The sequence below is a fragment of the Serratia aquatilis genome (assembly GCF_044865145.1).
GTDB lineage: Bacteria > Pseudomonadota > Gammaproteobacteria > Enterobacterales > Enterobacteriaceae > Chania > Chania aquatilis.
Map to the genome: position 1 here is coordinate 5,082,712 of NZ_CP173186.1, position 26,109 is coordinate 5,108,820.

The window sequence follows — 26,109 nt, forward strand, 5'->3', positions numbered from 1 at the left end:
GGTTGAACGATTATAAGCAGTGCTGCTTATAACCTATGGTTTTAATGCAGGGAACTTGCCCATCCAGCCACTGACTTGGGCGCTGTAACACGAAATTCAGAAATTAAGAGTATTTGGTTATTTTGACACTGAGGTAACAATGACAGAAATGATTTCGGCAACAGTGTTGCTGTTCTTGATCATGGATCCACTTGGTAACCTACCGATTTTCATGTCGGTACTTAAACACTTGGAGCCCCGCCGCCGTAGGGTAGTGTTGATCCGTGAATTATTGATCGCTCTGCTGTTGATGCTGATTTTCCTGTTTGCTGGCGAACGCATTCTAGCATTCCTTAATCTGCGCACCGAAACGGTATCAATATCCGGCGGAATTATCATGTTCCTGATCGCTATCAAGATGATTTTCCCATCTAGTGAGGGTAACAGTACCGGTCTTTCTGCAGGTGAAGAACCTTTTCTTGTGCCGCTGGCTATCCCGTTGGTAGCTGGACCGTCAATTCTGGCGGCGCTGATGTTGCTTTCACATCAATATCCAAACCAACTGTTACATCTGGTAGGGGCGTTGTTGATAGCCTGGGGATTGTCGGCTGCGATCTTGTTGTTGTCGAACCTGTTCTTCCGCTTGCTAGGGAGTAAAGGCTTAAGTGCCTTGGAAAGATTAATGGGATTGATTCTGGTCATGCTCTCCACCCAGATGTTCCTGGACGGTATCAGGGCTTACCTGAAACTGTAGCACTTTGAGCGCAGCAGACCGCTGCGCTCTTACCATCAAAGCTTAAACTACCATCGCCAACAACAGGCAGCCGATCAAGCCACAGACTGAGATGATTGTTTCCAACGCCGACCAGGATTTAATGGTTTCCATAATAGTCAGATTGAAATACTCCTTGAACAGCCAGAAGCCAGGATCGTTAACGTGAGAGAAAATCACGCTGCCCGAACCAACGGCAATAACCATCAACTCGGGGCTAACGCCAGTCGTTGCGATCAGTGGAGCTACAATACCACCAGCGGTAATTGCCGCTACGGTAGCCGATCCCAGAGCTATACGTAGTATCGCAGCAATTGACCAGGCCATCAGGATCGGCGAAACGTTGCTGCCTTGCATCATACTGGCAATGTAGTGCTCAACGCCGCTATCCACCAATACCTGTTTGAATGCCCCGCCACCACCGATGATTAGCAGCATCATGGCAATTATTTTGATGGATTCATTGATGGTACCCATCACTTCTTCCATGCTGCGTCCACGGTTTAGGCCAAAGGTAAAAATGGCAATCAGTACCGCGATCAGCGTAGCCATCACCGGATCGCCTAAGAACTCAGCATAAGGCAATAACGAATTGCCTTTTGGCAATACCATCTCCGCGACTGCACGTAATGCCATCAGGATCACCGGAACCAGAGCGGTCGCAACGCTGACACCGAAACCAGGCATTTCTTCTTCGGTAAAGGTTTTAGGATTGTACAATCCCACAGGAATCGGTTTATCGATCCCTTTCAGGAAGCGGGCGTACACTGGGCCAGCCAGGATCACCGTAGGGATCGCCAACAGCGTACCGTAAAGAAGGGTTTTGCCCATATCTGCATGGAAAATGGTTGCAATAGCCGTTGGGCCTGGGTGCGGGGGCAGGAAACCATGGGTGACGGACAGTGCCGCAGCCATCGGCACCCCGACATACAGCAACGGGATACGCGCAGATGCTGCAATGGTGAAAACCAATGGCAGCAACAGTACGAAGCCCACTTCATAAAACAGAGCGAAACCAACGGTAAAACCGGTCAGCACAACCGCCCATTGAATATGCTGCTTACCAAATTTGTCGATCAGCGTGGTCGCAATACGCTGCGCTCCACCACAGTCCGCAAGAAGCTTGCCTAGCATAGCGCCGAAACCCATGATCAGCGCCAGACCGCCCAATGTGCCACCGACACCGGCCTTGATAGAACCGATAACTTTATCGACCGGCATGCCTTGCATAATACCGACCGCCAGCGCGACCAGAATAAGCGAGATAAAGCCGTTCAGTTTGAAGCGGATCATCAGCAGCAGTAGCATGGCTACGCCAACGGCAACAATCACTAATGGCATAATTTTTCTCCAACCTTTTATCACTTATCCTCTTTGCAAAACAGCAACGAAAGAGGGTGGTTTGTTTTAGTTGTACGGCCCTATCCTGGTGTTCTAAGAAGGCGGTAGAGTACAGCGGTATACCAATGGATCCAGTTCGCAACCCACACTGTGGCGAAGCGAAAGAAATGGGTGTCACCCTTTATCCATCCTTTGTGATGACAATCACATCTCCATTTGTTACCGGTATCATGATACCGGTAACATGATAAGATTCGGAACCATAGACCCTGGTAAAATTCGCATTCTGAGATAGAGATCAAACTTATGGCGGGTAAAAGCATCATCCTGATGGGCGTCTCTGGCAGTGGCAAATCCACCATTGGCGCGGCAATAGCACGAGAAATACAGGCAAAGTTCATCGATGGCGATGATTTACATCCACGTACCAACATCCAAAAGATGGCCAGTGGGCAACCACTGAATGACAACGATCGCACTCCCTGGCTGCAACGTCTTAACGATGCTGCATATAGCCTGAATCACAAAAGTGAAACCGGCATTATCGTCTGCTCGGCACTGAAGCGCCACTACCGAGATTTACTACGCCAAGACAACGAGAATATGGTGTTTATCTATCTCAAGGGCAGCTTCGAAGTGATTCTGCAACGTTTACAAGCACGCTCCGGGCATTTTATGCCGACAGAATTATTGAAGAGCCAGTTTGAAACGTTAGAAGAGCCCGATGCCGATGAGAACGACGTGATTTGCGTTGATATTGACGCTGACGTCGAAGGCGTGGTCAACCGTTGCATTGCGGCACTGGGGACTTAATCTGGCCCCCTTATGGGCCTGCAGATGTTCCATAAGGGATCAGATACTGCCGCCAGGTATTACCGTGAAACCGACATCCACCATACGCGGGAAAACGGTTTCTCCTTTCAGGCGTGCCAGCAAACGCTCAGCAGCGAGCTGCCCCATATGCTCACGCGGAGTCAGCACACTCGCCAGCTTCGGTACCATCACCTGGCCAATGTCGTGACCGTGGAAACCGGCTATCGCCATATCCTGCGGGATCGACAATCCTTGACGCTGGCACTCAAACACAGCGCCAATCGCCAGATCATCGTTGGTACAAAAAATGCTGTCTACCTGTGGATAATCCCGTTGCGCTTCGCGCAATAATTCTGCACCGGCAGAATATGAAGAAGAACGTGCGGTCATAACGCTGTACGCTTCCAGGCCAGATTCACGCATAGCCTGTTCATAGCCTTGCTGTTTGATAATGGTACGTTCATCCTGGCGCGCGCCGAAGTAAACCACATGGCGATGACCGCGGGCGATGATTTGTTGTGTCATCTGACGTGCGGCTTCAAAATTGTTGAACCCTACGGCCAGATCGATACAAGGCGAGACACAATCCATCAGCTCTACTACAGAGATCCCCGCAACTTCAATCATCTTCAGGGTTCGCGGCGTATGATGACGCTCTGAAAGTATCAAGCCATCGATATTATAAGAAAGCAGCGAGGTAAGACGCTCTTCTTCACGCTCTGGTGAATATCCGTAGTGCGCTAGCATAGTCTGATAGTTATGCGAGTCGGTCACCTTCTCAATCCCACGCAATACTTCGGCAAAGACCTGGTTGGTCAGCGAAGGTAGCAGTACGCCAATAGCACGGCTAGTGGCATTGGAAAGAATATCGGGTGCACGGTTGGGAATGTAGCCAAGCTCGTCCAGTGCTATCGCTATTTTTTGCTGCAGAACAGCAGAAACCTGATCGGGATTCCGCAAATAACGACTCACCGTCATCTTAGTGACGCCTACCCGATCTGCGACATCTTGGAGCACTGGCCGTTTTTTCTTCATTATCAATGCACTGGCTAACAGTGAGTGGGGGGCCATTTTAGCAAAGAAAGCGGATTACAGGTATTACTGGTTATAAATAGACAAGAGGCACAGCATGCTGAGCCTCTATAATCACATTGCAATCAAACCGGTGGCAGATCGAATAGTAAAATCTCACTATCTTCTTCAGCATGAATTGATAGTGCAGTTTCATCCCATATAGCAAGCGCATCGCTGGTACCTGCTTTGTTACCATTGATCGACACATTGCCACGAACTACTTGGATCCAAACGCGGCGCTCTGCCTGAATCGAGTACACTGATTGCTCGTCTTTTTTCAGCGCCCAGCGCGATAGTGTCATGTCCTGGAACACTTTCAGTGAGCCTTCACGGGCATCAGGTGACAGTACCAATTGGCGGCCTTGCGGTGCGTCGAAAATACGCTGCTCATAGCGTGGTTCCAGCCCAACCTGGTCCGGGATAATCCAGATCTGGTAAAGATGCAGTGGATGCTCGCTACTGGCGTTGTACTCGGAGTGACGTATCCCAGTACCAGCACTCATTATCTGAAACTCACCTGCATGGACCTGCTCTTTATTACCCATGCTATCCTGATGTTCCACCGTACCGCTCAGTACGTAGGTCAGGATTTCCATGTCTTTATGGGGATGAGTGCCAAATCCCTGACCTGCTTCAACGACATCTTCATTGATCACTCGTAGGGCAGAGAACCCCATAAAATCTGGATCATAATAGTTGGCAAATGAAAAGGTGTGCCAGGTATCCAACCAACCATGGTTAGCATGGCCCCGATCTTCTGCTTTGCGTAAGTAAATCATATTCAACTCTCCTCAACGTTTTTTACAGTCTAGCTCTGGTAGAGGAATATGAAAGCGTAAAAATCTCACTTCTTTATTCAAATAATTAGACTAATTACTTAAGCAGTTATCAGAAAACTTGTTGGTTTGAGTTGTTGTCAGATTTGGATAAAAAAAAGCCAGCACCCGAGCTGGCTAAGTAAACACTGGAAGCAATGTGAGCAATGTCGTGCCTTCAGAATGCAGTAGCAAAGATTGTTACTCTCTCTGAATGCATGACAATAATAATCATTATCATTTGAGTCTGTAAAGCTTTTTTTAAAAACATTTGGAGATATATTGACTCCTTATGATGAGCAGATAATTTGCTTAGTTAGTCATCAGGCCGACGCTAAGGAAAAGAAGAAATGCACGAGATTGTGGTTCGCCATGTAGAACGCAAAGATGCTGAAGCCTTACATCAGTTATTCTCTCATCCTGCCGTTTACCGTGACACGCTACAGCTGCCATTGCCCTCGAAAGAGATGTGGCAGCAGCGTGTCTCCGAAATAAAGCCAGGAACTTACTGCCTGGTAGCCTGTATTGATGAACTTGTGGTTGGTCAATTGACAGTTGAACTTAACCAGCGACTGCGCCGCCGCCATGTAGCAACCTTTGGCATCATTGTAGATGCCTGCTATCACGGAAAAGGGGTCGGTAGTGAGTTGATGAAGGCAATGATAGATATCTGTGACAACTGGGCGGCCATCGAGCGTATCGAGTTAACTGTGTTCACTGACAATCAGAGCGCAATAGCTCTGTATCGCAAATTCGGTTTTGAAATTGAAGGCATAAATCGTCGATTTGCTGTTCGTGAAGGCGAATTGGTAGATGGAGCCTGTCCATAATTCTGTGTAACTGCCAACCTATTAAAGGTGACCGTCTAAGCGGTCACCGAACTCGATAATAAAACGACTCATCGCCAACCGCCAGTTCTGGATCGGCATACTCCATTTTTTCGACGCCGCCTGGATGGCCAGATAAATCACTTTTCTCACTGAGTCATCTGTCGGGAACACTTTACGTTTCTTTATCGCCTGACGGATCACGCTGTTCAGCGATTCTATGGCGTTGGTCGTGTAGATCGCTTTGCGGATATCCGCGGGATAACCGAAGAACGTGTTGAGATTTTCCCAGTGAGTACGCCAACTCTTGCTGATTTGCGGGTATTTTTCATCCCACACACCCGCGAACTTGTCCAACGCCATCAGTGCCGCTTCCTCTGTCGGGGCCTGATACACCGTTTTCAACCCGCTGGTGACCGCTTTGTAGTCTTTCCACGACACGTACTTCAGGCTGTTACGCACCATGTGGATAATGCACAACTGGATGTGGGTTTGCGGATAGACGCTGTTTATCGCCTCTGGGAAGCCCTTCAGGCCGTCTACACAGGCAATCAGGATGTCCTGAAGCCCCCGATTTTTTAGCTCGGTCAACACGTTAAGCCAGAACTTGGCCCCTTCATTTTCTGCCAGCCACATGCCCAGAAGTTCTTTCTGACCCTCGGTATTGATGCCCAAGGCAAGGAACACGGCCTTGTTGATGACGCTGCCATTTTGACGCACCTTCACCACGATACAGTCAAGGTAAACAATGGGATACAGTGAGTCCAGTGGCCGGTTTTGCCACTCGGTAACCTGCTCTTTAACGGCATCGGTGACTTTGGATATCAGCGTGGGCGACACGTCGGCATCGTACATCTCCTTGAACGTGGCGACGATTTCCCTCGTCGTCATCCCTTTGGCATATAAGGATAAAATCTGGCTGTCCATCTGCGTGATACGCGTCTGGTTTTTCTTTATCAGTTGGGGCTCAAAGGAGCCTTCACGGTCACGGGGTGTATTCAGTTCGAACTCACCATCATCAGTGAGCAACGTTTTAGACGAGTAACCGTTACGGGTATTCGAGCCTTTTTTAGGGGTATTTTTTTCATGACCGAGGTGGTCAGTCAGCTCGGCATTCAAGGCAGTTTCGACGGTGAGCTTGGTCAACATACGAGAAAACGCATTGAGATCGGCTTCTGTTTTAATGCCTTTGGCCAGCTCAGCAGCGAGTGCCTTAAGTTTCTTTTCGTCCATAATTTGCCTGTCTCCATTGTCAGGAAGAACATATCAAAAACAGGCAATTACACAATTTAAATTACAGTCTCGGTAGATGCTTACTTTATGGCTCGTATTAAAAATGCGTAGCATAGAAAAGAGGGCGATCATGCTGTCGCCCAAAGTACACAACAACACCAGTAAAAAGGTTCAGAGCCCTGCAGTTTCGCGAATATAGCGGCGAGCTTTCACAGCATACTCAAAAGGATTGGCAATCGCCGGATCCTGCTCCGCCTCCACAACCATCCACCCTTTGTAACCACGCTCGTCCAGTAGTTTAAACACTGGCCGGAAATCGATTACCCCATCGCCCGGTACAGTGAAAGTCCCCTTTTTTACGCCATCAAGGAAACTCAGGCTATTCGTTTTCACCTTGGCAACCACATCGTCACGTACATCTTTCAAATGCACATGATTGATGCGAGGCAGGTATTTTTCCAAAATCGTCAACATCGCCCGTTGGCTACCCTCGGAGTAATAAGCATGCCCAGTATCAAACAGCAGGTAAACATTGTCGCTCACCGCCCCCATGAAACGATCAATCTCTTGCGTAGTCTGGATGCCTGTTCCCATATGATGGTGCAAGCAGACTTGCATTCCCTTATTTGCGGCAATCTTTGCCAGTTCATTATACCCTTCAGCCACGCGTTGCCACTCGTCATCGCTGAAATAGGGTTTCTCTTCAAATACCGCCTTGGTAGTACCCTGAATACTCTTACTCTGCTCGGAGCAGCCAATCACTTTCGCGCCCATTGCATGCAAGAAATTCATGTGGTTAACAAACTCATCAATGGTTTTTTCCTTCAGACCATCGGCAAAAAAAGTACTGAACCAGGCATTACAAATCTGGATACCGCGGATTTCCAGCATCGGTTTCAATACGTTGGGATCTCGTGGGTACTTGCTGCCCACTTCACTACCAGTGAACCCAGCCAGTGCCATTTCACTGACACATTGTTGGAAGGTGTTCTCTTTCCCTAACTCGGGCATATCATCATTCGTCCAACCAATCGGGGCGATGGCTAGCTTTACATTGTCTTTATTCATATTCAGCCTCAGTAATCTGGATACTTGTCATCCTATTTGCCGTAGAACTCCGGGCGGGCAGGTAACGTAACTGGCACTACTTCGCCACTGAGCTGCGCAGCAATACAAGCATCGGCAGTTACCGCCGCCGCGTACCCATCCCAGGCTGAAGGGCCTGTTAACTTGCCAGCCTGTACGTCATTAACAAACCCCTGTAACTCAACGTCATAGGCATCGATAAAGCGATCTTTCCAGTCGGTGAGGATCTCGGTCGATAATTTGGCACCACTGCGCATTTGTACAGAAGAAGGTTCTGGCAATTTGGCAATGCCGGTTTCACCCACTACTTCGCACTGGATATCGTAACCGTATTGGCAGTTGACAAAGATTTCGACATCAATGCGGGTACCCTTTACAGTTTCCATCAATACAATCTGCGGGTCTTTAAGATGTGGGAAGGCTTTGGTGCTTTTACGTGGGAACACCACTTGTACCGAGACATAGTCATCGTCCAGCAACCAGCGAAGTACATCAATTTCATGAATGAGCGTATCGGTAATTGCCATATCCGTAGTGTAGGCTTCCCCGACCCTCGGGTTACGATGAGCACAGTGCAGCATTAACGGCTCGCCGATCTGTCCACTGGTTAGGATCTGTTTCAGTGCACGGTAACCTTGGTCATAGGGACGCATGAAACCTACCTGTACCAAACGCTTGCCGTGTTTAGCTTCTGCCTCAACGATGTTTTTGCAGCCTTGTGCCGTGACCGCCAACGGTTTCTCGCAAAACACCGGTTTACCAGCCGTAATTGCAGCAAGTACAAACTCCTCGTGGCTTGGCCCCCATGACGTAACCAACACCGCCTGAACGTCTGCAGAATTGATCAAGTCATGACCGTTGTCATAAACTCTGGCATCCAGATTCAGTTCACTGACTACCTTAGCCGCACTATCCCGGTTGATGTCATTTACCGCCACTATACGACTCCCCTGCAGCACTTTGCTGCAACGGCGAATATGATCCCTACCGATGGCTCCTGTACCAATAACCCCAATGTTCAATGTCATTTTCGCTATCCTCGTGGACATGTGTTCGGCAGACTCAAGGTCTGGAAATGGGTATTCCTTAAATGCCCTGTCGTTTTGAAAGTCTCAGCACTGCTTTTCGCCTTTCGGCTGTAACTTGCTATCCATAGGGCATATCGCTATCAGTTATCAGTAGTCGCGGGCTTTATCGATGTTCTCTTGCAACTTGCGGGCGACTGCGACAATTTTTTCACTTTTGGCAACCTGTGCTCCCCCTACGCGCCACCAACTGAGGTACTTATGCACCATGGTTTTTGGCAACACTTTGATATCCAGCAGGGTTGAAACCGTTTGCTTGCGGGCATCCTGCAGAGCGTCTATCAACTGTTGCTCGGTGGTAATGCTGTAGGTTTTGCAGCCATATGCCGCTGCCAGCATAGCGAAGTTTACTGGAACAAAATTACCATCCAGTTTCCCCCCTTGTGGGTTACGGAAACGAAACTCGGTGGTATAGCTATCCATACCGTGTCCCATCTGTAAGTTGTTAATGCAACCGTTGGTCATGTTGTCAAAGAGCAACACGTTGATCTTGCAACCTTCCTGAATTGATGTGACCAGTTCGGAATGCAACATCATGAACGCGCCATCACCCACCATCGCGTAAACCTCACGCTGCGGTTCTGCAAGTTTGACGCCTAAAGCCGCATTGACTTCATAACCCATGCAGGAATAGCCGTACTCAACGTGATAACCGTGTTCACCATGGTTTTGCCAGACACGCTGTAAATCGCCAGGCAGGCTGCCTGCTGCTGCAACGATGATGCTGTCCTGAGGCAGGTTCTGATTCAGCAATCCCAAAACACGGCTTTGGGTTAATACAGAACCGGTTTTTTCGATGAACTCGCTAAATACGCGCTCACGATCGAGACAATCGTCAATTTCTGGCACGAAACCTTCATTGGTATAGGCTGCCTGATAGACGCGTGTAGTCTCTTTCTGTTGTTCATCCAGAGCCTCACGAATGGTATTTTGCCAGCCGGACCGATAATCGGTCTTTATTAGCTGCGTGTGGAGGGCGTCCAGTGCAGTACGCGCGTCTGCCAGCACCTGCACGCCGTCTAATTTGCCCGCATCAAATGCGCTGACATTAATGTTGAGGAAGACCACTTCGGGGTTTTGGAATAGCCATTTTGACGAAGTGGTAAAATCGGTATAACGAGTACCGACGCCAATCACCAGATCGGCCTGTCTTGCCAGGGTATTTGCCGCCAGACAGCCGGTTTCACCGATACCGCCAACGTTATAGGGATGACAGGAAGATACCGCTCCTTTACCAGCCTGGGTCTCAGCAAATGGAATATGAAACTGCTCGGCAAACTGTTTTAATACTTGCCCTGCCTGCGAATATTTCACTCCTCCGCCACAGATCAACAGCGGTTTGCGCTTGCCCACCAATAAAGCCAGAGCATCTGCCAGCATGCCTTCACTGGCAGGGCGGCGATCAAGGCGGTGCAACCGTTTCTGGAAGAAATAGTCTGGGTAGTCGTAGGGTTCACCTTGAACGTCCTGCGGAAGGCAAAGCGTAACAGCGCCTGTTTCGGCAGGATCGGTCAGCACGCGCATTGCGTTGATGCAGGCACTCATCAGTTGCTCTGGGCGCACAATGCGATCCCAGTATTTACTGACTGCTCGGAAAGCATCATTGGTACTGATGCTCAGATCATAGGATTGTTCAATCTGCTGCAACACGGGATCGGGCTGGCGAGAAGCAAACACATCGCCTGGCAACAACAGCAAAGGGATCCGGTTCGCCGTGGCAGTGGCCGCAGCAGTAATCATATTAGCCGCACCGGGGCCAACAGAAGACGTACAGGCATAAATCTGCTGGCGCAGCTTCTGTTTGGCAAACCCGGTGGCTGCATGAGCCATCCCTTGCTCGTTGCGGCCCTGATGCACCACTAGACTGCCACAATCCTGTTCCAATGCCTGTCCCAAGCCGAGAACGTTGCCATGACCGAAAATAGCAAAAATACCCTTTACGAATTTGGTTTCCACACCATCCACCAGTAAGTACTGGTTGTCGAGAAATCTGACGAGTGCCTGTGCCATGGTTAACTTGATCTTACCCATTTACTCATCCTTTCGATTAGTGTCATACCCTTAGCCTCTACTAACTTTGCTTTGGAAGACTAACGGGTATATCTGGTGGCTTTTGATAGACAAAAGCAGCCGTTCTCTTATGTGGGTTTGCGCATTCTGCAAACAATTTGAAATGCATATCGATTATAAACAAATATATTTTTCATTAAATATGAATACAGAAAAAACATTTCATTTTGCGATAAAGATCGCATTATGATTGCTAATCATTATTTATCCTTTAAAATCATTAAATTAAATACACACTCCACTCTATATACTTGTGTAGAAAGGGCTCATGCATGGATATAAATAATTGATATTACAGCGATCCAGACATATATCCTCATCCTTGAGTAAAAGAGCGCTACGCCAGCAATGACGTATCGTTACGCTCCCCCACCCTGTAGAAAACGGGTATTAAACTCATCACATTTTTGGGGTGTAAATTTCACTAATTATTGAAATTGAAATTTTTATTCCTCATAATTCTGACCATGCTTCCTGCTTACTTCCTCTACCGGGTCGCAATCGAGTTTTGCTTAATGACAGAAGGAAACGCGTATGGCTACACAACTAAAGCAGCTTGATCTCATTTGCCTCGGGCGGATCGCTGTTGATTTCTATGCCCAACAAATCGGCGCCCGCCTGGAAGATGCCAGCACATTCGCTAAGTATCTTGGTGGCTCCTCAGGCAACGTTGCTTATGGCACAGCGATTCAAGGGCTAAAAACCGGCATGTTGGCTCGCGTTGGGGATGAACACATGGGGCGTTTCCTGCGTGAAGAGCTCCAACGCGTCGGGGTCGATACGCAAAGCCTGATTACTGACAAACAGCGTCTGACAGGCATGGTGCTCCTGGGTATCAAGGACCAGGATACCTTTCCGCTGATTTTCTACCGCGAGAACTGTGCTGACATGGCACTCACACCTGACGATGTTGATGAAAATTACATCGCTTCAGCACGAGCGTTGGCAATCACCGGCACCCACCTTTCCCACCCAAACACCCGGTCAGCAGTTCTAAAAGCGCTGGAGTGTGCCCATCGCCACGGTCTGCGTACCGCACTGGATATTGATTATCGGCCAGTACTATGGGGGTTGACATCACTGGGGGATGGGGAAACCCGTTTCATCGAATCAGAGAAAGTGACTCGCGAGTTGCAGGAAGTGTTGCATCAATTCGATCTGATCGTGGGGACCGAGGAGGAGTTTCACATCGCAGGTGGTAGTACAGACACGCTGATAGCCCTTAAAAATGTTCGCAAGGTCACCCAGGCAACGCTGGTTTGCAAACGTGGGGCACAAGGGTGTTCGGTATTTGAAGATGATATTCCCACCAGTTGGCAACAGGTAAAACTGCATTCAGGTGTTCGAGTTGAAGTCCTGAATGTATTGGGAGCAGGTGATGCTTTTATGTCTGGTCTTCTGCGTGGCTACCTCAATAATGAGGGTTGGGATCAAGCCTGTCGTTACGCCAATGCCTGTGGGGCGCTGGTTGTATCACGCCATGGCTGCGCGCCAGCTATGCCGACCAAATTGGAACTGGACGATTATCTGCAACGTGAACAGGCTGTAAAGCGCCCGGATCGCGATATACGCTTGAACCATCTGCATCGCGTGACTACGCGTAAACAGCAGTGGCCTGAATTGTGTGTCTTTGCCTTTGACCACCGCAAACAATTGGCTGATATGGCACGTGAGGTAGGGGCTGATGCTGAGCGCATCCCCCAGCTAAAAACTTTGCTGTTGGCGGCGGCGCAGGAAGCAGCTAATGAAGCTGGATTAAACGGCAATAGCGGTATTCTGGCAGATACCACGTATGGTCAAGAAGCGTTAAATACCATTACCGGCAAAGGTTGGTGGATTGGTCGTCCTGTTGAATTGCCAAGCTCGCGTCCTTTAAGGTTGGAACATGGCAATATTGGTTCACAGTTAATCGACTGGCCACAGGAACACGTGGTGAAATGCCTGGTTTTCTACCACCCGCTTGATACTAAAGAATTGCGCCATGAACAGGATGAACAGATCGCTGACGTTTATCGTGGCTGTTGCAAATCTGGACACGAGCTGTTGTTGGAAGTGATTTTACCAGATAGCAATCCCGATAAAGACGAACGCTACTACCTAGAGACACTAGAGCATTTTTACCAGTTGGGCATTAAACCCGATTGGTGGAAGTTACCGCCACTCAGCACCACATCCTGGCAGAGAGTGGGGGAATTAATTGAAACCAACGACCCGTTCTGCAGGGGCGTGCTGATCCTTGGGTTGGATTCCTCGGAGGAAACGCTTAAAGCGGGTTTTGCTGCAGCAGCAGAAGCTTCTTGGGTCAAAGGATTCGCTGTTGGTCGTACAATTTTCGGTACCCCTTCGCGCCTTTGGTTACAAAGAGAGATAGACGATGCCGAGTTAATCGAACAAGTGAAGCAGAAATACCTGACGTTGATCGGCTTCTGGCGGCACTATCGTCCTCAGGCCGATAGCAGAACTGGCGGCCACTGAGCATCTGCATTTTAACTCACCATCCCCCTTAAAGTATTTTTCTGCTTTAAGGGGGTTTTTGCCCATTTTCTGTGAAGTAACGCGGCTTGTAATGAAATAAATCGCTTTATGATGAAATGAAATTTCTACTCCATCTGTTAGAATGGCTGGATAATAATTCAGGCGTATATACTCGACATAATGTAAATTGCATGTAAGTTGTCAGTGTTACTTCGCCACTCCGGGTAGGACTTGCCGCCTTTCTGTAATTCAACTTATCGGGAGTGTAAAAAGATACGCCCCAGCCAATACTGCGAGCAAAATGGATGAATAGCCCAACTCAACTTTCACTGTTACAAGACGAGATCCGTCGCCGTTATGAAACGCTGAGCAAGCGTTTAAAACAGGTGGCGCGTTATATTCTTGATAACAGTAACAGCATTGCCTTTGATACCGTTGCCTCTATCGCCGCACAGGCCAGTGTCCCCCCTTCTACTCTGATCCGTTTCGCCAATGCTTTTGGTTTCAGCGGTTTCAACGAAATGAAACAGGTCTTCCGCCAGCATTTGATGGAGGAAACGGTAAACTATACGGAGCGTGCACGTCTATTCCGCCAAACATCTTCCGACGATAGCGTTGCACCAGAGAAACCTGCAGAAATCCTCAATGTATTCACCATGGTCAACGCTCAGGCATTGCAACAGTTACCGATGCAGATCAGTGCCGAACAGTTAGACCGGGCGGTAGAACTGTTGAACAACGCTGAAAATATCTATGTGATCGGCCTGCGTCGCTCCTTTAGCGTCGCCTCTTACCTCACTTATGCCCTGCGTCATCTGGAAAGACGAGCATTTCTGATCGATGGTTTGGGGGGCATGTTTACCGAACAGCTTAGTATGGTGAAACCCAAAGATGTGGTGATCGCTATCAGCTACTCCCCTTATGCCAAAGAGGCGTTGGAGCTGGTGGAATTAGGTGCCAAGCAGGGTGCACAGCAAATCGCCATCACCGATAGCCAAGTCAGTCCATTAGTGGCATTCAGTGATGTTTGTTTTGTCGTGCGCGAAGCACAGGTGGATGGCTTTCGCTCTCAGGTCGCCTCAATGTGCCTGGCACAAACACTGGCTGTGTCATTGGCACTGAATAATGCCAAGGAACTGTAATTAAAAGATATCTATCATCTTTTAAGCTGCGACCTGAATTCTATTGGGATAGAAAAAAGGCGCAGTACTCCTCACCTTAGTTTCTTAGCGTTAAAGACCCACTCCTTGATAACTATCGCTGTTGATCCAGGCGTGATCTTTTTCCCAGGTGAACTTCCACAAGCGTACTGGGCCAGCCATGACGTTGAGATAGTAGTTATCGTAACCAGCCAGCGTTGCAACCGGATGATAGCCACGAGGTACTTTCACAACATCGCGATTATAAACCGGCATACATTCATCCAAGGAACGATCGTCGGTATACACACGTTGCAAACAGAACCCTTGCTCAGGGTTAAGACGATGGTAATAGGTTTCCTCCAGATAAGTTTCATCTGGCGAATTCTCCTGATCGTGCTTATGACTCGGGTAAGAACTGGTGTTTCCCTCATCAGTGTAAACCTCAACCACCAGCAAACTGTCGGCAGGTTGGCTATCAGGCAAAATATTATGCACCAACCGTTGGTTATGGCCCTTGCCACGCTGCTCCACACCGACGTCCGCCGGGCTGATTAGGCGTGAAGGCAAATCGCCTTTACCTGGTGCACTACACACTGCTAATTCCAAGTCACTTTCAGCTCTGACTTCAATATGATCATGATGTGGAACATACACTGCATAAGGTGGTGTACGTTCAAACGGGCTCATGCGTTTGCCAATATGAGGATATTCAGCATGCTTCGTCTTCGCAGATGCAATACCCGCCACCAAAACCAGGCACAACTCCTTATCTCCGCTCTCCAATTTCAGTACCTGCCCTGCCTGCATGCGATAGACTTCAAAACCGACAAAACGCCAATTGGCATTTTCTGGAGTGACAGACTGAATACACCCTTTGGCATCTGGTTGCTGACATTTGGCCAGTAATGAAGACATGACGTTTCTCCTTATATCTCGTGCTTGATAAATGTTGCTGCCTGCCTGCACCTTGAAGAAACTCGAGTAGAGACATCAGCACCAAAGGCCACTACTTCTGTGAAATAACGGCCCCGGTATACATACCTGATAGGGATTATCCCAGCGTTGGCATGCTGTATTCTGACACCGTTTGCAGACCAGTTGGCCACCGCGCTGTGGCAGTCTTCATCCTGGTATAGAATCGCACACCATCTGTACCGTGCACGTTAAGCGCACCGAACACTGAACGCTTCCACCCGCCAAAACTATGAAAAGCCATCGGTACCGGTACTGGCACGTTAACTCCCACCATTCCAGCCTGAACCTGGTGCACAAACTGGCGAGCATAATGACCATTACTGGTAAAAATAGCGCTGCCATTGCCAAATTCGTGGCTATTAACCGTGTCAATTGCAGTTTGGTAATCAGGTACTCGCAAGATACCCAGCACCGGCCCGAAGATCTCTTCGCGGTAGATACGCATGTCAGGTTTAACGTTATCGAACAGGGTTCCACCGACATAGTAGCCGTTAGGATAGCCAGGTACTTGGTAACGACGCCCATCAACCACCAATTTCGCACCTTCTGCTACGCCGATATCAATATAGTTCAACACTTTTTTCTGATGGGTCAATGATACCAATGGTCCCATTTCATTTTCCTCACCACCTTGCTGAATACCAGGCCCCACTCGCAGTTGGGTAATCAGAGGCTTGAGTTTAGCTATCAGTTTATCTGCTGTATCATCACCAACCACAACAGCGACAGGTAACGCCATACAACGTTCACCCGCAGATCCGAATGCCCCCCCCATCAACGCATTGACCGTAGCGTCCAGATCCGCATCCGGCATCACTATTGCCTGATTTTTTGCAGCACCGAAAGCTTGAACACGCTTACCGTGTGCGCTGGCAGTCGTGTAAATATGCTCCGCGACAACTGAGGAGCCAACAAAACTCACTGCCTGAATACGTGGATCGGTACACAACTGCGAAGCCTCTTCGTTACCGCAATGCACTACGTTGAACACCCCATCAGGCAGACCCGCCTCTTTCAGCAACTCTGCCAGACGTACAGATGCAGAAGGGACCAACGCAGGAGGTTTCAAAACGAAGGTATTGCCACAGGCCAATGCAATAGGAAACATCCACATCGGCACCATCGCGGGAAAGTTGAATGGGGTGATCCCCGCTACCACACCCAGTGGCTGCATTAATGAAAAACAGTCGACGCCAGTGCCTACATCCGGTGAGTATTCCCCTTTAATCAGATGGGGGATCCCACAGGCAAACTCCACCACTTCCATTCCCCGGGTCAATTCCCCAAGCGCATCGGAATAAACCTTGCCATGCTCACTGACGATGAGTTGCGCTAGCTCCTCACGGTGCTTTTCCAGCAACGCTTTAAAATTAAACATGATGCGTGCTCGCCGCAACGGCGTGGTTCGCGCCCAGTCGGTAAACGCCTGGTGGGCAACATCAATTGCCTGTTTTACCTCGGCTGCGGTACTCTGCGTGACACGGCGTTCAACCTGGCCAGTTGCCGGGTTATGCACGTCAACAGTTTGATTGCTGCTGCTCAGGCAAGCCTGCCCACCAATAAAGTTACCCACGGTCTTCATGTCTCACCCTCTTTTATGTCCGCTGTCGTCCACAGTGTTTAGCTCTGCTGAATACTGTGACGTTCATTGATCCACCTGCAGAATATGACTCACTAGCAGGCTAAATCCTGACCAGATGAAGCAAACTCTATTTCATTGAAAAAAAAGTTTCAAATAAAATATTTTAGAAAATTTATTTTTAGTGCGGAGGATCGCAAATTTACCACACTCATCGTGGGCATCCACCATGGCAATCAACTAAGAACATAATCCATAATAAACAATATGATCCTAAAAATTCACTGACTTTAAAAAAGAAATGACCTTTACGTAGTAAAGACTATTTCCCTGGAATTGGCACCAAGCCAAGGTTGTCAATGATCGTATTGACGCCATTTTTTTGAACTAGATCGAAAAATTAATATTTCATTATTCACTTAATATGAAATAAATGTTCTTGTTCAGGAAAGGATAGCTTGAATCACTCCGCCTTAATGACAGGCACGGTTCACGTTACTGCCTCACTGGTCAGCTAGTGGGCAGCAACCAGGATAAAAATCGGAGCAACATATGTCACATCAGCGTAAACACAATACTGGGTATATTCTGCGAATCTGCGGGATTGCAGCACTCGGTGGCATTTTGTTTGGTTATGATACTGCCGTGATTTCCGGCGCAATAGAATCCCTGAAAACCTACTTCAACCTCAGCCCGGCAGAAACCGGTTGGGCAGTCTCCAACGTTGTAGTTGGCTGTGTGGTCGGGGCATTTGCTGCCGGGCCGCTTGCCGGGCGCTTTGGTCGCAAAAAAGCGCTGATGCTGGCAGCGTTGCTATTTACCATTTCGGCTATTGGATCCTCTCTGGCCCCCACCTTCACTTGGTTTGTAATCTATCGCATTATCGGTGGCCTGGCGGTGGGGATCGCAGCCACTGTTTCCCCAATGTACATGTCGGAAGTTTCGCCGAAAGATATGCGCGGCAGAGCGCTAAGCATGCAGCAATTCGCCATTGTATTTGGTCAGATACTGATTTTTTACGTTAACTTCAAGATTGCCAGTATCGCCAGTGAAGCGTGGCTAATTGATATGGGCTGGCGCTGGATGTTCGCCTCAGGTGTTATTCCCTGCATATTGTTCTGTATTCTGGTCTTTATCATCCCCGAATCGCCACGCTGGAATGTGATGGTGGGCCGTGATGATCAAGCGCTGGCCATGTTGACCCGCGTTTCCAACGCGCAGCATGCACAAAGCGTACTGCAGGAAATTAAGGATTCGGTACATCAGGATCAGCAAAACCATAAACAGAGACTGAACTACGGCGATGTACGTGTTCGTTTCATTCTGTTTGTTGGCTGTATGATCGCCATGCTGCAACAGGTTACCGGGGTTAACGTGATGATGTATTACGCACCTGTGGTGCTAAAAACCGTCACTGAAAATGCACAGGAAGCGTTATTCCAGACTATCTGGATCGGCGTTTTACAACTTGTCGGTTCAGTTATTGGTGCCATGCTGATGGATCGCATGGGCCGCATTCCGCTGATGCGCTGGGGAACACTCGGAAGCATAGTTGGCTTGCTGATCACCTCTTACGCACTTTATACCCAGGCTACTGGATATTTTGCGCTGTTTGGCATGCTGTTCTTTATGGTGTTTTACGCTCTTTCATGGGGCGTTGGCGCTTGGGTGCTGGTTTCCGAGATATTCCCTAATCGGATGCGCTCACAAGGAATGAGTATTGCCGTCGGCTTTATGTGGTTGGCTAACTTTGTGGTGTCGCAGAGCTTCCCGATGATCAATGACCACCCCTATCTATTCTCAACCTTCCACGGTGCTTTCCCTATGTGGATCTTCGCCTTCTGTTGCCTGTTCAGCTACTGGTTTATCGGCCGCTTTATTCCTGAAACCAAAGGGGTATCTCTGGAAAAAATGGAGGACGTAGTAATGGCGAAACGCTATCGCCAGCAATTACCGAAGGCGAAACCAGCATCGGTAGAACACAGTAAATTTTGAAACATACACTATGGATTTCAAGTTGCAGCCAAGTGGACACGCTGCAACTTGAAAGATAAAAGAGCTACCACGAATAAATCCAGGAATAACGCACCATGGTCATTGCGTTGGAACGCTTTTGTGTTAGCCGAAAGATCGCCCCCAATCTCACGCTGGAAAACTTCTTCCGCCTAGTAAAACGTTGTGGGCTGAGCAAAGTTGAACTACGTAACGATATGCCGGGCGGCAAAGTGGCAGATAACCTCAGTGACGCACAGTTGAATGCGTTAGCAACCGAGTACAACATTAAGATCGTTACCATCAATGCTCTAGGAATGTTCAATTTGCTGGAAGACCAGGCTCTACTGGCTCACGCCTTGCCCTGTGCGTAAATGACCGCCAGCGGCGCTCGCGTGCAATTAAGGGACACAGCCTAGTGCATCAGGCTTAGTGTCAAAAACAGTTATTTCAATGCACGGGTCATCAATTGATGACGCTGATTGTAAAATCTCCTGTATGCCAAATAACAGGCAATGATGGTTGACAGACTAGCGGTAGAAAGCAGCATGAAAGTCACCATAATCTGATATTTGATGGCTTTCACTGGGTCAACTCCAGCAAAGATCAATCCTGACATCATCCCAGGCAGGCTTACCAACCCAACCGTTTTAGCAGAATCTATCGTCGGGATAAGAGAGGCACGGATACTGTCACGGATCAGTGCCGCAGAAGCAAACTTCGGGGATGCACCCAGGCTAAGCATTTCCTGAATTTTCTGTTGTTCCCCTTTAAAACGCTGCCCTAGATTGGTGTAACACAACCCTACTGCAACCATCGCATTACCTGCGATCATGCCGGAAATGGGGATAACCTGCATAGGGGTAAACGCGATCGAGTCTGTTAACACCAGCACTAACAGTGTCAGCACCGTTCCAGAAGTAATGGCAACAAATGAGATAGTAAATGCATAGTCTATATATTTACTGCGTTTTTTTGCATTGTATGCGGCATTAAAGCAGATAAATAACACCATCAGAATGGTCAGTATTTCATTATTTAAATCAAATATATACTTTAGAACATAGCCAACGATAATCAGTTGTACAATCGCACGGCAAATACTCCAGATGATCTCCTTTTCCAGTGCCAGCTTTTCTTTATGGCTGATAAGAATGGCTACAATGACCAGAATCATCGAGAGCCCTAAGGATTCATTGGTGATGCTATGCTGATTCATCTGTTTTCCCCTTAATAACCGGACTATTAGCCCGCAAGGTGATCACATCATGTGCATAGGCGATTTCGTCTTCATCATGTGTAACCCATAGCACCGCCAAATTCTGTTCGGAAACCAACCGATGGACCATATCATTAATGCTGCGCTTGTTGTCTTGGTCAAGTGCGCTTGTGACCTCATCTAGCAACAACACCTTTGGCATAAACTGTAAATTTCGGATTAATGAGATACGTTGCTTCTCGCCGCCAGATAGCTCGTTAATACCTTTCTTCAAAATACTGCCAGACAAAGAAAAATCCGTAAGATCTTGCTGCATTTTCTTTTCATCCGGTTTCAGCTTACGGATTTGGTAGGGCAGCGCCAGATTGTCGTAGACGGTTTCACCGAATAGAGATGGGGTCTGGAAGCAGTAAGAAACCTGTTTGCGGTATTCGTCTGGGGCAATATCATCGATATTGCTACCGCCAAAAATAATTTTCCCCCTGGTTGGACTTATCAAAGATGAGACGATCTTCAGCAACGTGCTCTTGCCACACCCCGAAGGCCCGGTAATCAGTTTAAACTCGCCCAACTTCAGTTTGAAAAAAATGGAATCTAGTATTAAGGTGTCATCTATTTGATAATGAATGTCATCCAAAATCAGTATTTCATTGTAATTCTTCATTATTACCCCTGTTTTACCTGACATTTCGCCATTTAAACCGCATCCTCATTAACTTTAAGGGTTGTCATCTACAAGGTACATATTCCCCCAGACAAGTTTTTATTGCCAATTCAAGGGGTCCCAAAAAAAACCAAGCGAATTAAGAAAATAACTCAAGAGTTTGAATTTGCTCATTGATTGATTCAAGCCATTGGTCAATAGGGGATTTTTATAAGCTGGATAGGGGAATAGGTCTCATTTTGCCCCCCTGAAGGGAAAAAGCTTGCCAACTGAATTTAAATAAGGGTGATTTTACACTTTAATGAATGAGAGTTGCGTAAAGGCAACAAGTGCTATCAAAGAGGCAAAGCACAAGGAATTGCAACCAAAACTCATGTCATTTAAAAATGAAAGGTATATTGAGGCAATGGTATAATTAGATTATTCCCATACAGTGGCACGCTATGAATCGATCTGCAACCGTAAATATTCTAATGCTTTTTTGCTATAACTCTCACCTTGCTCCAGTTTCTTGATAAGGCCCCTCTCCTCAAGACTAATGCCAACACGATGTAATTCCTGATGCTGTGGAAGTACATCGGCAAAAGCGTTAAGCAGAATAATCGATGGCATAATTTTATCAGCACAGGTACCACACGCCCCTGGTTCATCCCCCCTGGCTGGGCAAGGAAGATTGTCCGCATATCGGTGTTGGCACGCATGTAACAAGTTGATTGCCTGTTGAATTTCACGACTCCATGGCATAACAGCATTCCTCAAAACTTTCCAACCTGCCAATATATTATTAATAAACAGTAAGTTAAAAACCATTTACTACTCATAACTAAAACCTGACCGTTAGGCCAGACAGCTATCACATGACACGATAGTTTTTTCCGAAAACGACATATTGATTTAGGTCACATTGCATAAAGATAGTTAAGGCTTTTATATCAATTCACGGTGAAGAATCTTGCTAATAGTGAAACCCTGTTTCTAATTCACCTGCAATCCGCAGAGCCTTTACTATAAGTAATACGAGTTGCGTGAAGGTGGTGAGCTGATTTGTCGTTCAGTTGCAGCCTGCCGGCAACTGGAAGTAACCTAGGCTGTGTCCCTTAACCGCACGCGAGAGCCGCTGGCGGGCAATTGACACAGCCTAGGCATAGGGGTTATCTGACACTATGCTGCCAATCCTTTTCACAAGGACTTTAATGCCCAGCCACAGCCTGTGCACAAGCCCATGCAGAACTCCAGGCCCATTGGAAGTTGTACCCCCCTAACCATCCGGTAACGTCCACCACCTCACCAATGAAGTACAGCCCAGGCACCTTGCTTGCCTCCATCGTCTTAGAAGAGAGCTCTCGGGTGTCAACGCCCCCCAAGGTTACTTCCGCAGTTCGGTAGCCTTCGGTACCGTTGGGTTGTATACGCCAATTCTGTAAGTTTTCGATCAAAACTGTCTGTTGTGCTGATGTTAGTTGCTTGAGCGTTACATCTGGCAGTTGCCCCAAACCTTGCAAGAACTCCACTAAACGTTTTGGCATATGCAAGGCAAGCGTATTCTTCAGGCTCTGGTTGGGATGTGCTAGCCGTTGCTCGCTCAGGAACTCCTCCAGACTTAGCTCAGGCAGTAAGTTAACACTTACAAACTCACCTGGTCGCCAGTAGCTGGAAATTTGCAGAACTGCAGGCCCAGACAATCCACGGTGAGTAAACAGAATGCTTTCACGGAAGCTGGTGTCATTTTCCGCCGTAACCACAGCAGGAACAGAGACTCCAGAAAGCGTTTGAGATTGCTCAAGTAGCGGCTTATGCAGCGTGAAAGGCACCAGTCCAGCACGGGTGGGCAAAACGTTCAAACCAAACTGTTCAGCCACTTTGTAGCCAAAAGGAGTTGCCCCCAGTCCCGGCATAGAAAGCCCACCACTTGCCACGACAAGTGAGCGAGCACTCACCATCTCACCATTGAGTGTTAACTCAAAGCCATCGGCTGTTTTTTCCACACTCAATACTTCGCTACGCAGACGAAATACTACCTGCCCCAGCTCGCACTCTTTGACTAACAAATCGACCACTTGCTGTGCTGAATCATCACAAAACAGCTGCCCTAAGGTTTTTTCGTGGTAGGCAATACCGTGGCGATTTATCAGATCGATAAAATCCCATTGGGTATATCGGGCCAATGCTGATTTGCAAAAATGGGGATTGCTGGAGAGATAGGCTGCGGGCTCAACATACATGTTGGTAAAATTACAACGCCCACCACCTGACATCAGTATCTTGCGGCCCGGTTTTTTACCGTTATCGAGTAATAGCACTCGGCAACCTAGTTGCCCCGCCTGCGCCGCAAAAAACATCCCCGCAGCCCCCGCGCCAATGACGACAACATCAAACTGTTCCACCTGAGTCTCTCCCAGCAATAAATCAAAATCGCAGCAAGAAAGACGAATTTTACGCCTTTTCGCTGCCTGTACACCTTAAAAACGACGGCGAAGGATTGTAAATGCATCGATGCACCAATGCCAACGTAAGAAAATATTAACGCGTGTAAATACTAGTAACGTACTGAAATTGTTTTGATTACTTAGAATTTAATGCCGCTTTGTAACATTGAAATCAAAAAAACGTCATATTTTCCTTTTCCCCGGCCCCGGTTGTCGCCGATAATGCGCGGCGTTCATGTCCACAAACCTGGCGTAACGCTTATGCTGCATTTGTTCGCTGGCCTGGATTTTCATACCGGCCTAATGTTAATTCTCGCATTGTTATTCGTATTATTTTATGAAGCTATCAATGGCTTCCATGATACGGCCAATGCGGTTGCTACTGTAATCTACACCCGTGCTATGCGCTCGCAACTTGCGGTCGTAATGGCGGGTTTGTTCAACTTTCTTGGCGTTATGCTAGGCGGTTTGAGTGTCGCTTACGCCATTGTTCACCTGTTGCCAACCGATCTGTTGTTGAACGTCAGTTCAGCACACGGATTAGCCATGGTCTTCTCCATGTTGTTGGCGGCGATTATCTGGAATCTTGGTACTTGGTATTTTGGCCTGCCAGCATCCAGTTCACACACGCTGATTGGTGCCATCATTGGTGTTGGTTTAACCAATGCGCTGGTAACTAGTACATCCGTAGTTGACGCGCTGAACGTTCCTAAAATGATCAGCATCTTCCTGTCATTAATCTTTTCTCCGCTCGTCGGGATGATGATTGCCGGTTTGATGGTGTTTGTATTGCGCCGTTTCTGGAGCAATACTAAAAAACGTCAGCGCATTCACATGACACCAGCAGAACGCGAGAAAGTTGATGGCAAACGCAAGCCGCCATTCTGGACGCGTATTGCTCTGATCATGTCCGCTATTGGTGTGAGCTTCTCTCATGGTGCAAACGACGGTCAGAAGGGTATCGGTCTGATTATGCTGGTGCTGATCGGTGTTGCCCCTGCAGGTTTCGTGCTCAACATGAATGCGACCGGTTATGACATATCGCGGACGCATGATGCCGTAGTTCACCTACAGCAATTCTACCAACAGCATGGTGATTCGCTTGCGCATGTCGTCAAGCAAAAGCCACTGGTACCAACCCCTGAAGAGGCAACTCCAACACCAAGTCAGCCGGTTGAATTCCATTGTGATAGTTCACGGGCCTTGATTGCCGTAGAACATTCACTTGACCTACTGAATAATCTGCAAAGTTACGATCAACTGACGGTAGACCAGCGTAGCCATCTGCGCCGCCTACTGATGTGTGTAACGGATACCGCAGATAAAGTAGCGAAGTTGCCAGAAATCTCAGCGGAAGACCAACGTTTCCTGAAAAAACTGCGTTCGGATCTGCTGCAGACAGTTGAGTATGCACCAATCTGGATTATTGTTGCCGTGGCCTTGGCACTCTCCCTCGGCACAATGGTAGGTTGGAGGCGAGTAGCGACAACCATCGGTGAAAAAATTGGCAAGAAAGGTATGACCTACGCTCAAGGCGTGTCGGCTCAGATGACTGCCGCCCTGTCTATTGGCGTAGCCAGCTATACCGGGATGCCGGTTTCTACTACCCACGTCCTCTCTTCGGCAGTTGCCGGTACGATGATCGTGGATGGTGGTGGTGTTCAGAGCAAAACAGTGAAGAGCATAGCCTTGGCATGGATACTGACACTGCCAGTATCGATTGTGCTTTCAGGCAGCCTGTACTGGATAGCTCTTAAACTGATCTAACCATTTCCCCAGGTAAAAATGGCGGCCACTGAGCCGCCATTTTTTTACCTTGCCGACCGGGCATTAATACCAAATCGCCATCGCTACCAGGCTGATAACAACCAACCCGCACAGCGAGGATGTCAGCACAAACTGCCCGCGCACACGCTGACAGCGGCGGATAAACTCCGGATCATGGTGCTCATTGTAACGTTGCGCGAAAATGTAGCGCACCAGCCGTATCTGCTTACTAGGCTGGCCGTGGGAAGTGAAGAACCCTCCACCATCAACGTATTGGTACAGTAACGGGTCACAGTCGCGTAAGACACACAACAGCGTACGCAGAGAAGAGAAATACCGAGCCATGTTTACTACACATACCACACACAGAGCCCAAAACAGCGCGACGGTACTAATCATGATTGCCCCCTCAAGGCGTTGATATCCCGGCAAACCGCCGGGCCAACGGCCCTACCTCCACCAATGCTGCCGGAGCCTTTGGCTCCCATCCTCCTAGCATCTTATAAACCCTGCAATGCCCCTTTTAACCATCAACCATCAGCGGCCAGCCAGAAACTAACTGTACTGCCCAGAGGCCGAAAGCGGAAAGAATGGAGCCCACATTCACTATTGTAGAAGAATGAAACGCAAACAGATCCAAATGCTGCGTAAAATTTATCGCAATCAATCAATTTCTCACCGTGATGCAATCTCCGGCAAATACGGTACTGGCAACCCGATTAGAAAAATTGGTCTATGCTTTGCTCGGACATGCTTATAATTCAAAACGTTAATA

General features: G+C 48.1%; 21 protein-coding genes and 1 pseudogene. 8 read left to right on the plus strand and 14 right to left on the minus strand.

Translation table 11 applies throughout. The features are described 5' to 3' along the window. Positions 1–139 precede the first annotated feature (139 nt). Positions 140–733, plus strand: a complete 594-nt coding sequence (locus tag SAQUA_RS23145; protein WP_380676652.1) for a YhgN family NAAT transporter — start codon at positions 140–142, stop codon at positions 731–733. Between the two features lie 42 nt (positions 734–775). Here SAQUA_RS23145 and gntT read toward each other — a convergent pair whose 3' ends face one another. Further along, entirely contained in the window at positions 776–2,092 is a 1,317-nt protein-coding gene (gene gntT, locus SAQUA_RS23150; RefSeq protein ID WP_380676650.1) for a gluconate transporter, read from the minus strand. Between the two features lie 306 nt (positions 2,093–2,398). Between gntT and SAQUA_RS23155 the strand changes: the two genes are divergently transcribed. Continuing rightward, the gene (locus tag SAQUA_RS23155; protein WP_380676648.1) at positions 2,399–2,905 is read left to right on the plus strand and encodes a gluconokinase; all 507 of its coding nucleotides are present in this window, start codon (positions 2,399–2,401) and stop codon (positions 2,903–2,905) included. A gap of 39 nt (positions 2,906–2,944) precedes the next feature. On the opposite strand, the gene gntR is transcribed toward SAQUA_RS23155, so the two are convergent. Beyond that, positions 2,945–3,940, minus strand: a complete 996-nt coding sequence (gene gntR / locus SAQUA_RS23160) for a gluconate operon transcriptional repressor GntR (RefSeq protein WP_380676646.1) — start codon at positions 3,938–3,940, stop codon at positions 2,945–2,947. A gap of 122 nt (positions 3,941–4,062) precedes the next feature. Beyond that, complete coding sequence (locus SAQUA_RS23165) at positions 4,063–4,758, minus strand: pirin family protein (protein WP_380676644.1); 696 nt, start codon at positions 4,756–4,758, stop codon at positions 4,063–4,065. 386 nt (positions 4,759–5,144) lie between these two features. Here SAQUA_RS23165 and SAQUA_RS23170 point away from each other — a divergent pair, with 386 nt between their 5' ends. Beyond that, positions 5,145–5,624, plus strand: coding sequence for a GNAT family N-acetyltransferase (locus tag SAQUA_RS23170; protein WP_380676642.1), 480 nt, complete (start codon positions 5,145–5,147; stop codon positions 5,622–5,624). 21 nt (positions 5,625–5,645) lie between these two features. On the opposite strand, the gene SAQUA_RS23175 is transcribed toward SAQUA_RS23170, so the two are convergent. The 4 genes from SAQUA_RS23175 to iolD all read right to left on the minus strand — a co-directional run bounded on the left by SAQUA_RS23175 (position 5,646) and on the right by iolD (position 11,056). Continuing rightward, the gene (locus SAQUA_RS23175) at positions 5,646–6,854 is read right to left on the minus strand and encodes an IS256 family transposase (protein WP_404413008.1); all 1,209 of its coding nucleotides are present in this window, start codon (positions 6,852–6,854) and stop codon (positions 5,646–5,648) included. Positions 6,855–7,025: 171 nt separating this feature from the next. Beyond that, entirely contained in the window at positions 7,026–7,922 is an 897-nt protein-coding gene (gene iolE, locus SAQUA_RS23180) for a myo-inosose-2 dehydratase (protein ID WP_380676189.1), read from the minus strand. Positions 7,923–7,954: 32 nt separating this feature from the next. Beyond that, complete coding sequence (locus tag SAQUA_RS23185; RefSeq protein WP_380676186.1) at positions 7,955–8,968, minus strand: Gfo/Idh/MocA family protein; 1,014 nt, start codon at positions 8,966–8,968, stop codon at positions 7,955–7,957. Positions 8,969–9,115: 147 nt separating this feature from the next. After that, the gene (gene iolD, locus SAQUA_RS23190; RefSeq protein WP_380676184.1) at positions 9,116–11,056 is read right to left on the minus strand and encodes a 3D-(3,5/4)-trihydroxycyclohexane-1,2-dione acylhydrolase (decyclizing); all 1,941 of its coding nucleotides are present in this window, start codon (positions 11,054–11,056) and stop codon (positions 9,116–9,118) included. Between the two features lie 573 nt (positions 11,057–11,629). Here iolD and iolC point away from each other — a divergent pair. Next, positions 11,630–13,570, plus strand: coding sequence for a 5-dehydro-2-deoxygluconokinase (iolC, locus tag SAQUA_RS23195; protein WP_380676182.1), 1,941 nt, complete (start codon positions 11,630–11,632; stop codon positions 13,568–13,570). Between the two features lie 305 nt (positions 13,571–13,875). Then, a complete protein-coding gene (locus tag SAQUA_RS23200) occupies positions 13,876–14,712 on the plus strand; it encodes a MurR/RpiR family transcriptional regulator (RefSeq protein ID WP_380676180.1) in 837 nt (278 codons plus the stop codon). 90 nt (positions 14,713–14,802) lie between these two features. On the opposite strand, the gene iolB is transcribed toward SAQUA_RS23200, so the two are convergent. Together iolB and SAQUA_RS23210 are read right to left on the minus strand one after the other, a co-directional pair. After that, positions 14,803–15,627, minus strand: a complete 825-nt coding sequence (gene iolB / locus SAQUA_RS23205) for a 5-deoxy-glucuronate isomerase (RefSeq protein WP_380676178.1) — start codon at positions 15,625–15,627, stop codon at positions 14,803–14,805. A 136-nt stretch (positions 15,628–15,763) separates the two neighbouring features. Continuing rightward, positions 15,764–17,269: a CoA-acylating methylmalonate-semialdehyde dehydrogenase gene (locus SAQUA_RS23210; RefSeq protein ID WP_380676176.1), complete on the minus strand. Its 1,506-nt coding sequence runs from the start codon at positions 17,267–17,269 to the stop codon at positions 15,764–15,766. A gap of 549 nt (positions 17,270–17,818) precedes the next feature. Between SAQUA_RS23210 and SAQUA_RS23215 the strand changes: the two genes are divergently transcribed. Next, the gene (locus tag SAQUA_RS23215; protein ID WP_380676174.1) at positions 17,819–19,261 is read left to right on the plus strand and encodes a sugar porter family MFS transporter; all 1,443 of its coding nucleotides are present in this window, start codon (positions 17,819–17,821) and stop codon (positions 19,259–19,261) included. A gap of 95 nt (positions 19,262–19,356) precedes the next feature. Then, a pseudogene (locus tag SAQUA_RS23220) lies at positions 19,357–19,608 on the plus strand (inosose isomerase); the annotation flags it as partial. A gap of 95 nt (positions 19,609–19,703) precedes the next feature. Here SAQUA_RS23220 and fetB read toward each other — a convergent pair. The 4 genes from fetB to SAQUA_RS23240 all read right to left on the minus strand — a co-directional run bounded on the left by fetB (position 19,704) and on the right by SAQUA_RS23240 (position 23,525). After that, positions 19,704–20,477 (minus strand): iron efflux ABC transporter permease subunit FetB, encoded by a 774-nt coding sequence (gene fetB / locus SAQUA_RS23225; protein ID WP_380676172.1) that lies wholly within the window; start codon positions 20,475–20,477, stop codon positions 19,704–19,706. Next, entirely contained in the window at positions 20,464–21,141 is a 678-nt protein-coding gene (gene fetA / locus SAQUA_RS23230; protein ID WP_380676170.1) for an iron efflux ABC transporter ATP-binding subunit FetA, read from the minus strand. The genes fetB and fetA overlap by 14 nt, the downstream gene beginning before the upstream one ends. Positions 21,142–21,582: 441 nt before the next feature. After that, positions 21,583–21,951, minus strand: coding sequence for a hypothetical protein (locus tag SAQUA_RS23235; RefSeq protein WP_380676167.1), 369 nt, complete (start codon positions 21,949–21,951; stop codon positions 21,583–21,585). 380 nt (positions 21,952–22,331) lie between these two features. Further along, positions 22,332–23,525, minus strand: a complete 1,194-nt coding sequence (locus SAQUA_RS23240; RefSeq protein WP_380676165.1) for an NAD(P)/FAD-dependent oxidoreductase — start codon at positions 23,523–23,525, stop codon at positions 22,332–22,334. 303 nt (positions 23,526–23,828) lie between these two features. On the opposite strand from SAQUA_RS23240, the gene pitA reads away from it, so the two are divergent. Further along, positions 23,829–25,334, plus strand: coding sequence for an inorganic phosphate transporter PitA (gene pitA, locus SAQUA_RS23245; RefSeq protein ID WP_380676163.1), 1,506 nt, complete (start codon positions 23,829–23,831; stop codon positions 25,332–25,334). Between the two features lie 63 nt (positions 25,335–25,397). Here the strand turns inward: pitA and uspB are convergent, their stop codons facing one another. Then, positions 25,398–25,733: a universal stress protein UspB gene (gene uspB, locus SAQUA_RS23250; protein ID WP_380676161.1), complete on the minus strand. Its 336-nt coding sequence runs from the start codon at positions 25,731–25,733 to the stop codon at positions 25,398–25,400. Positions 25,734–26,109 lie beyond the last annotated feature (376 nt).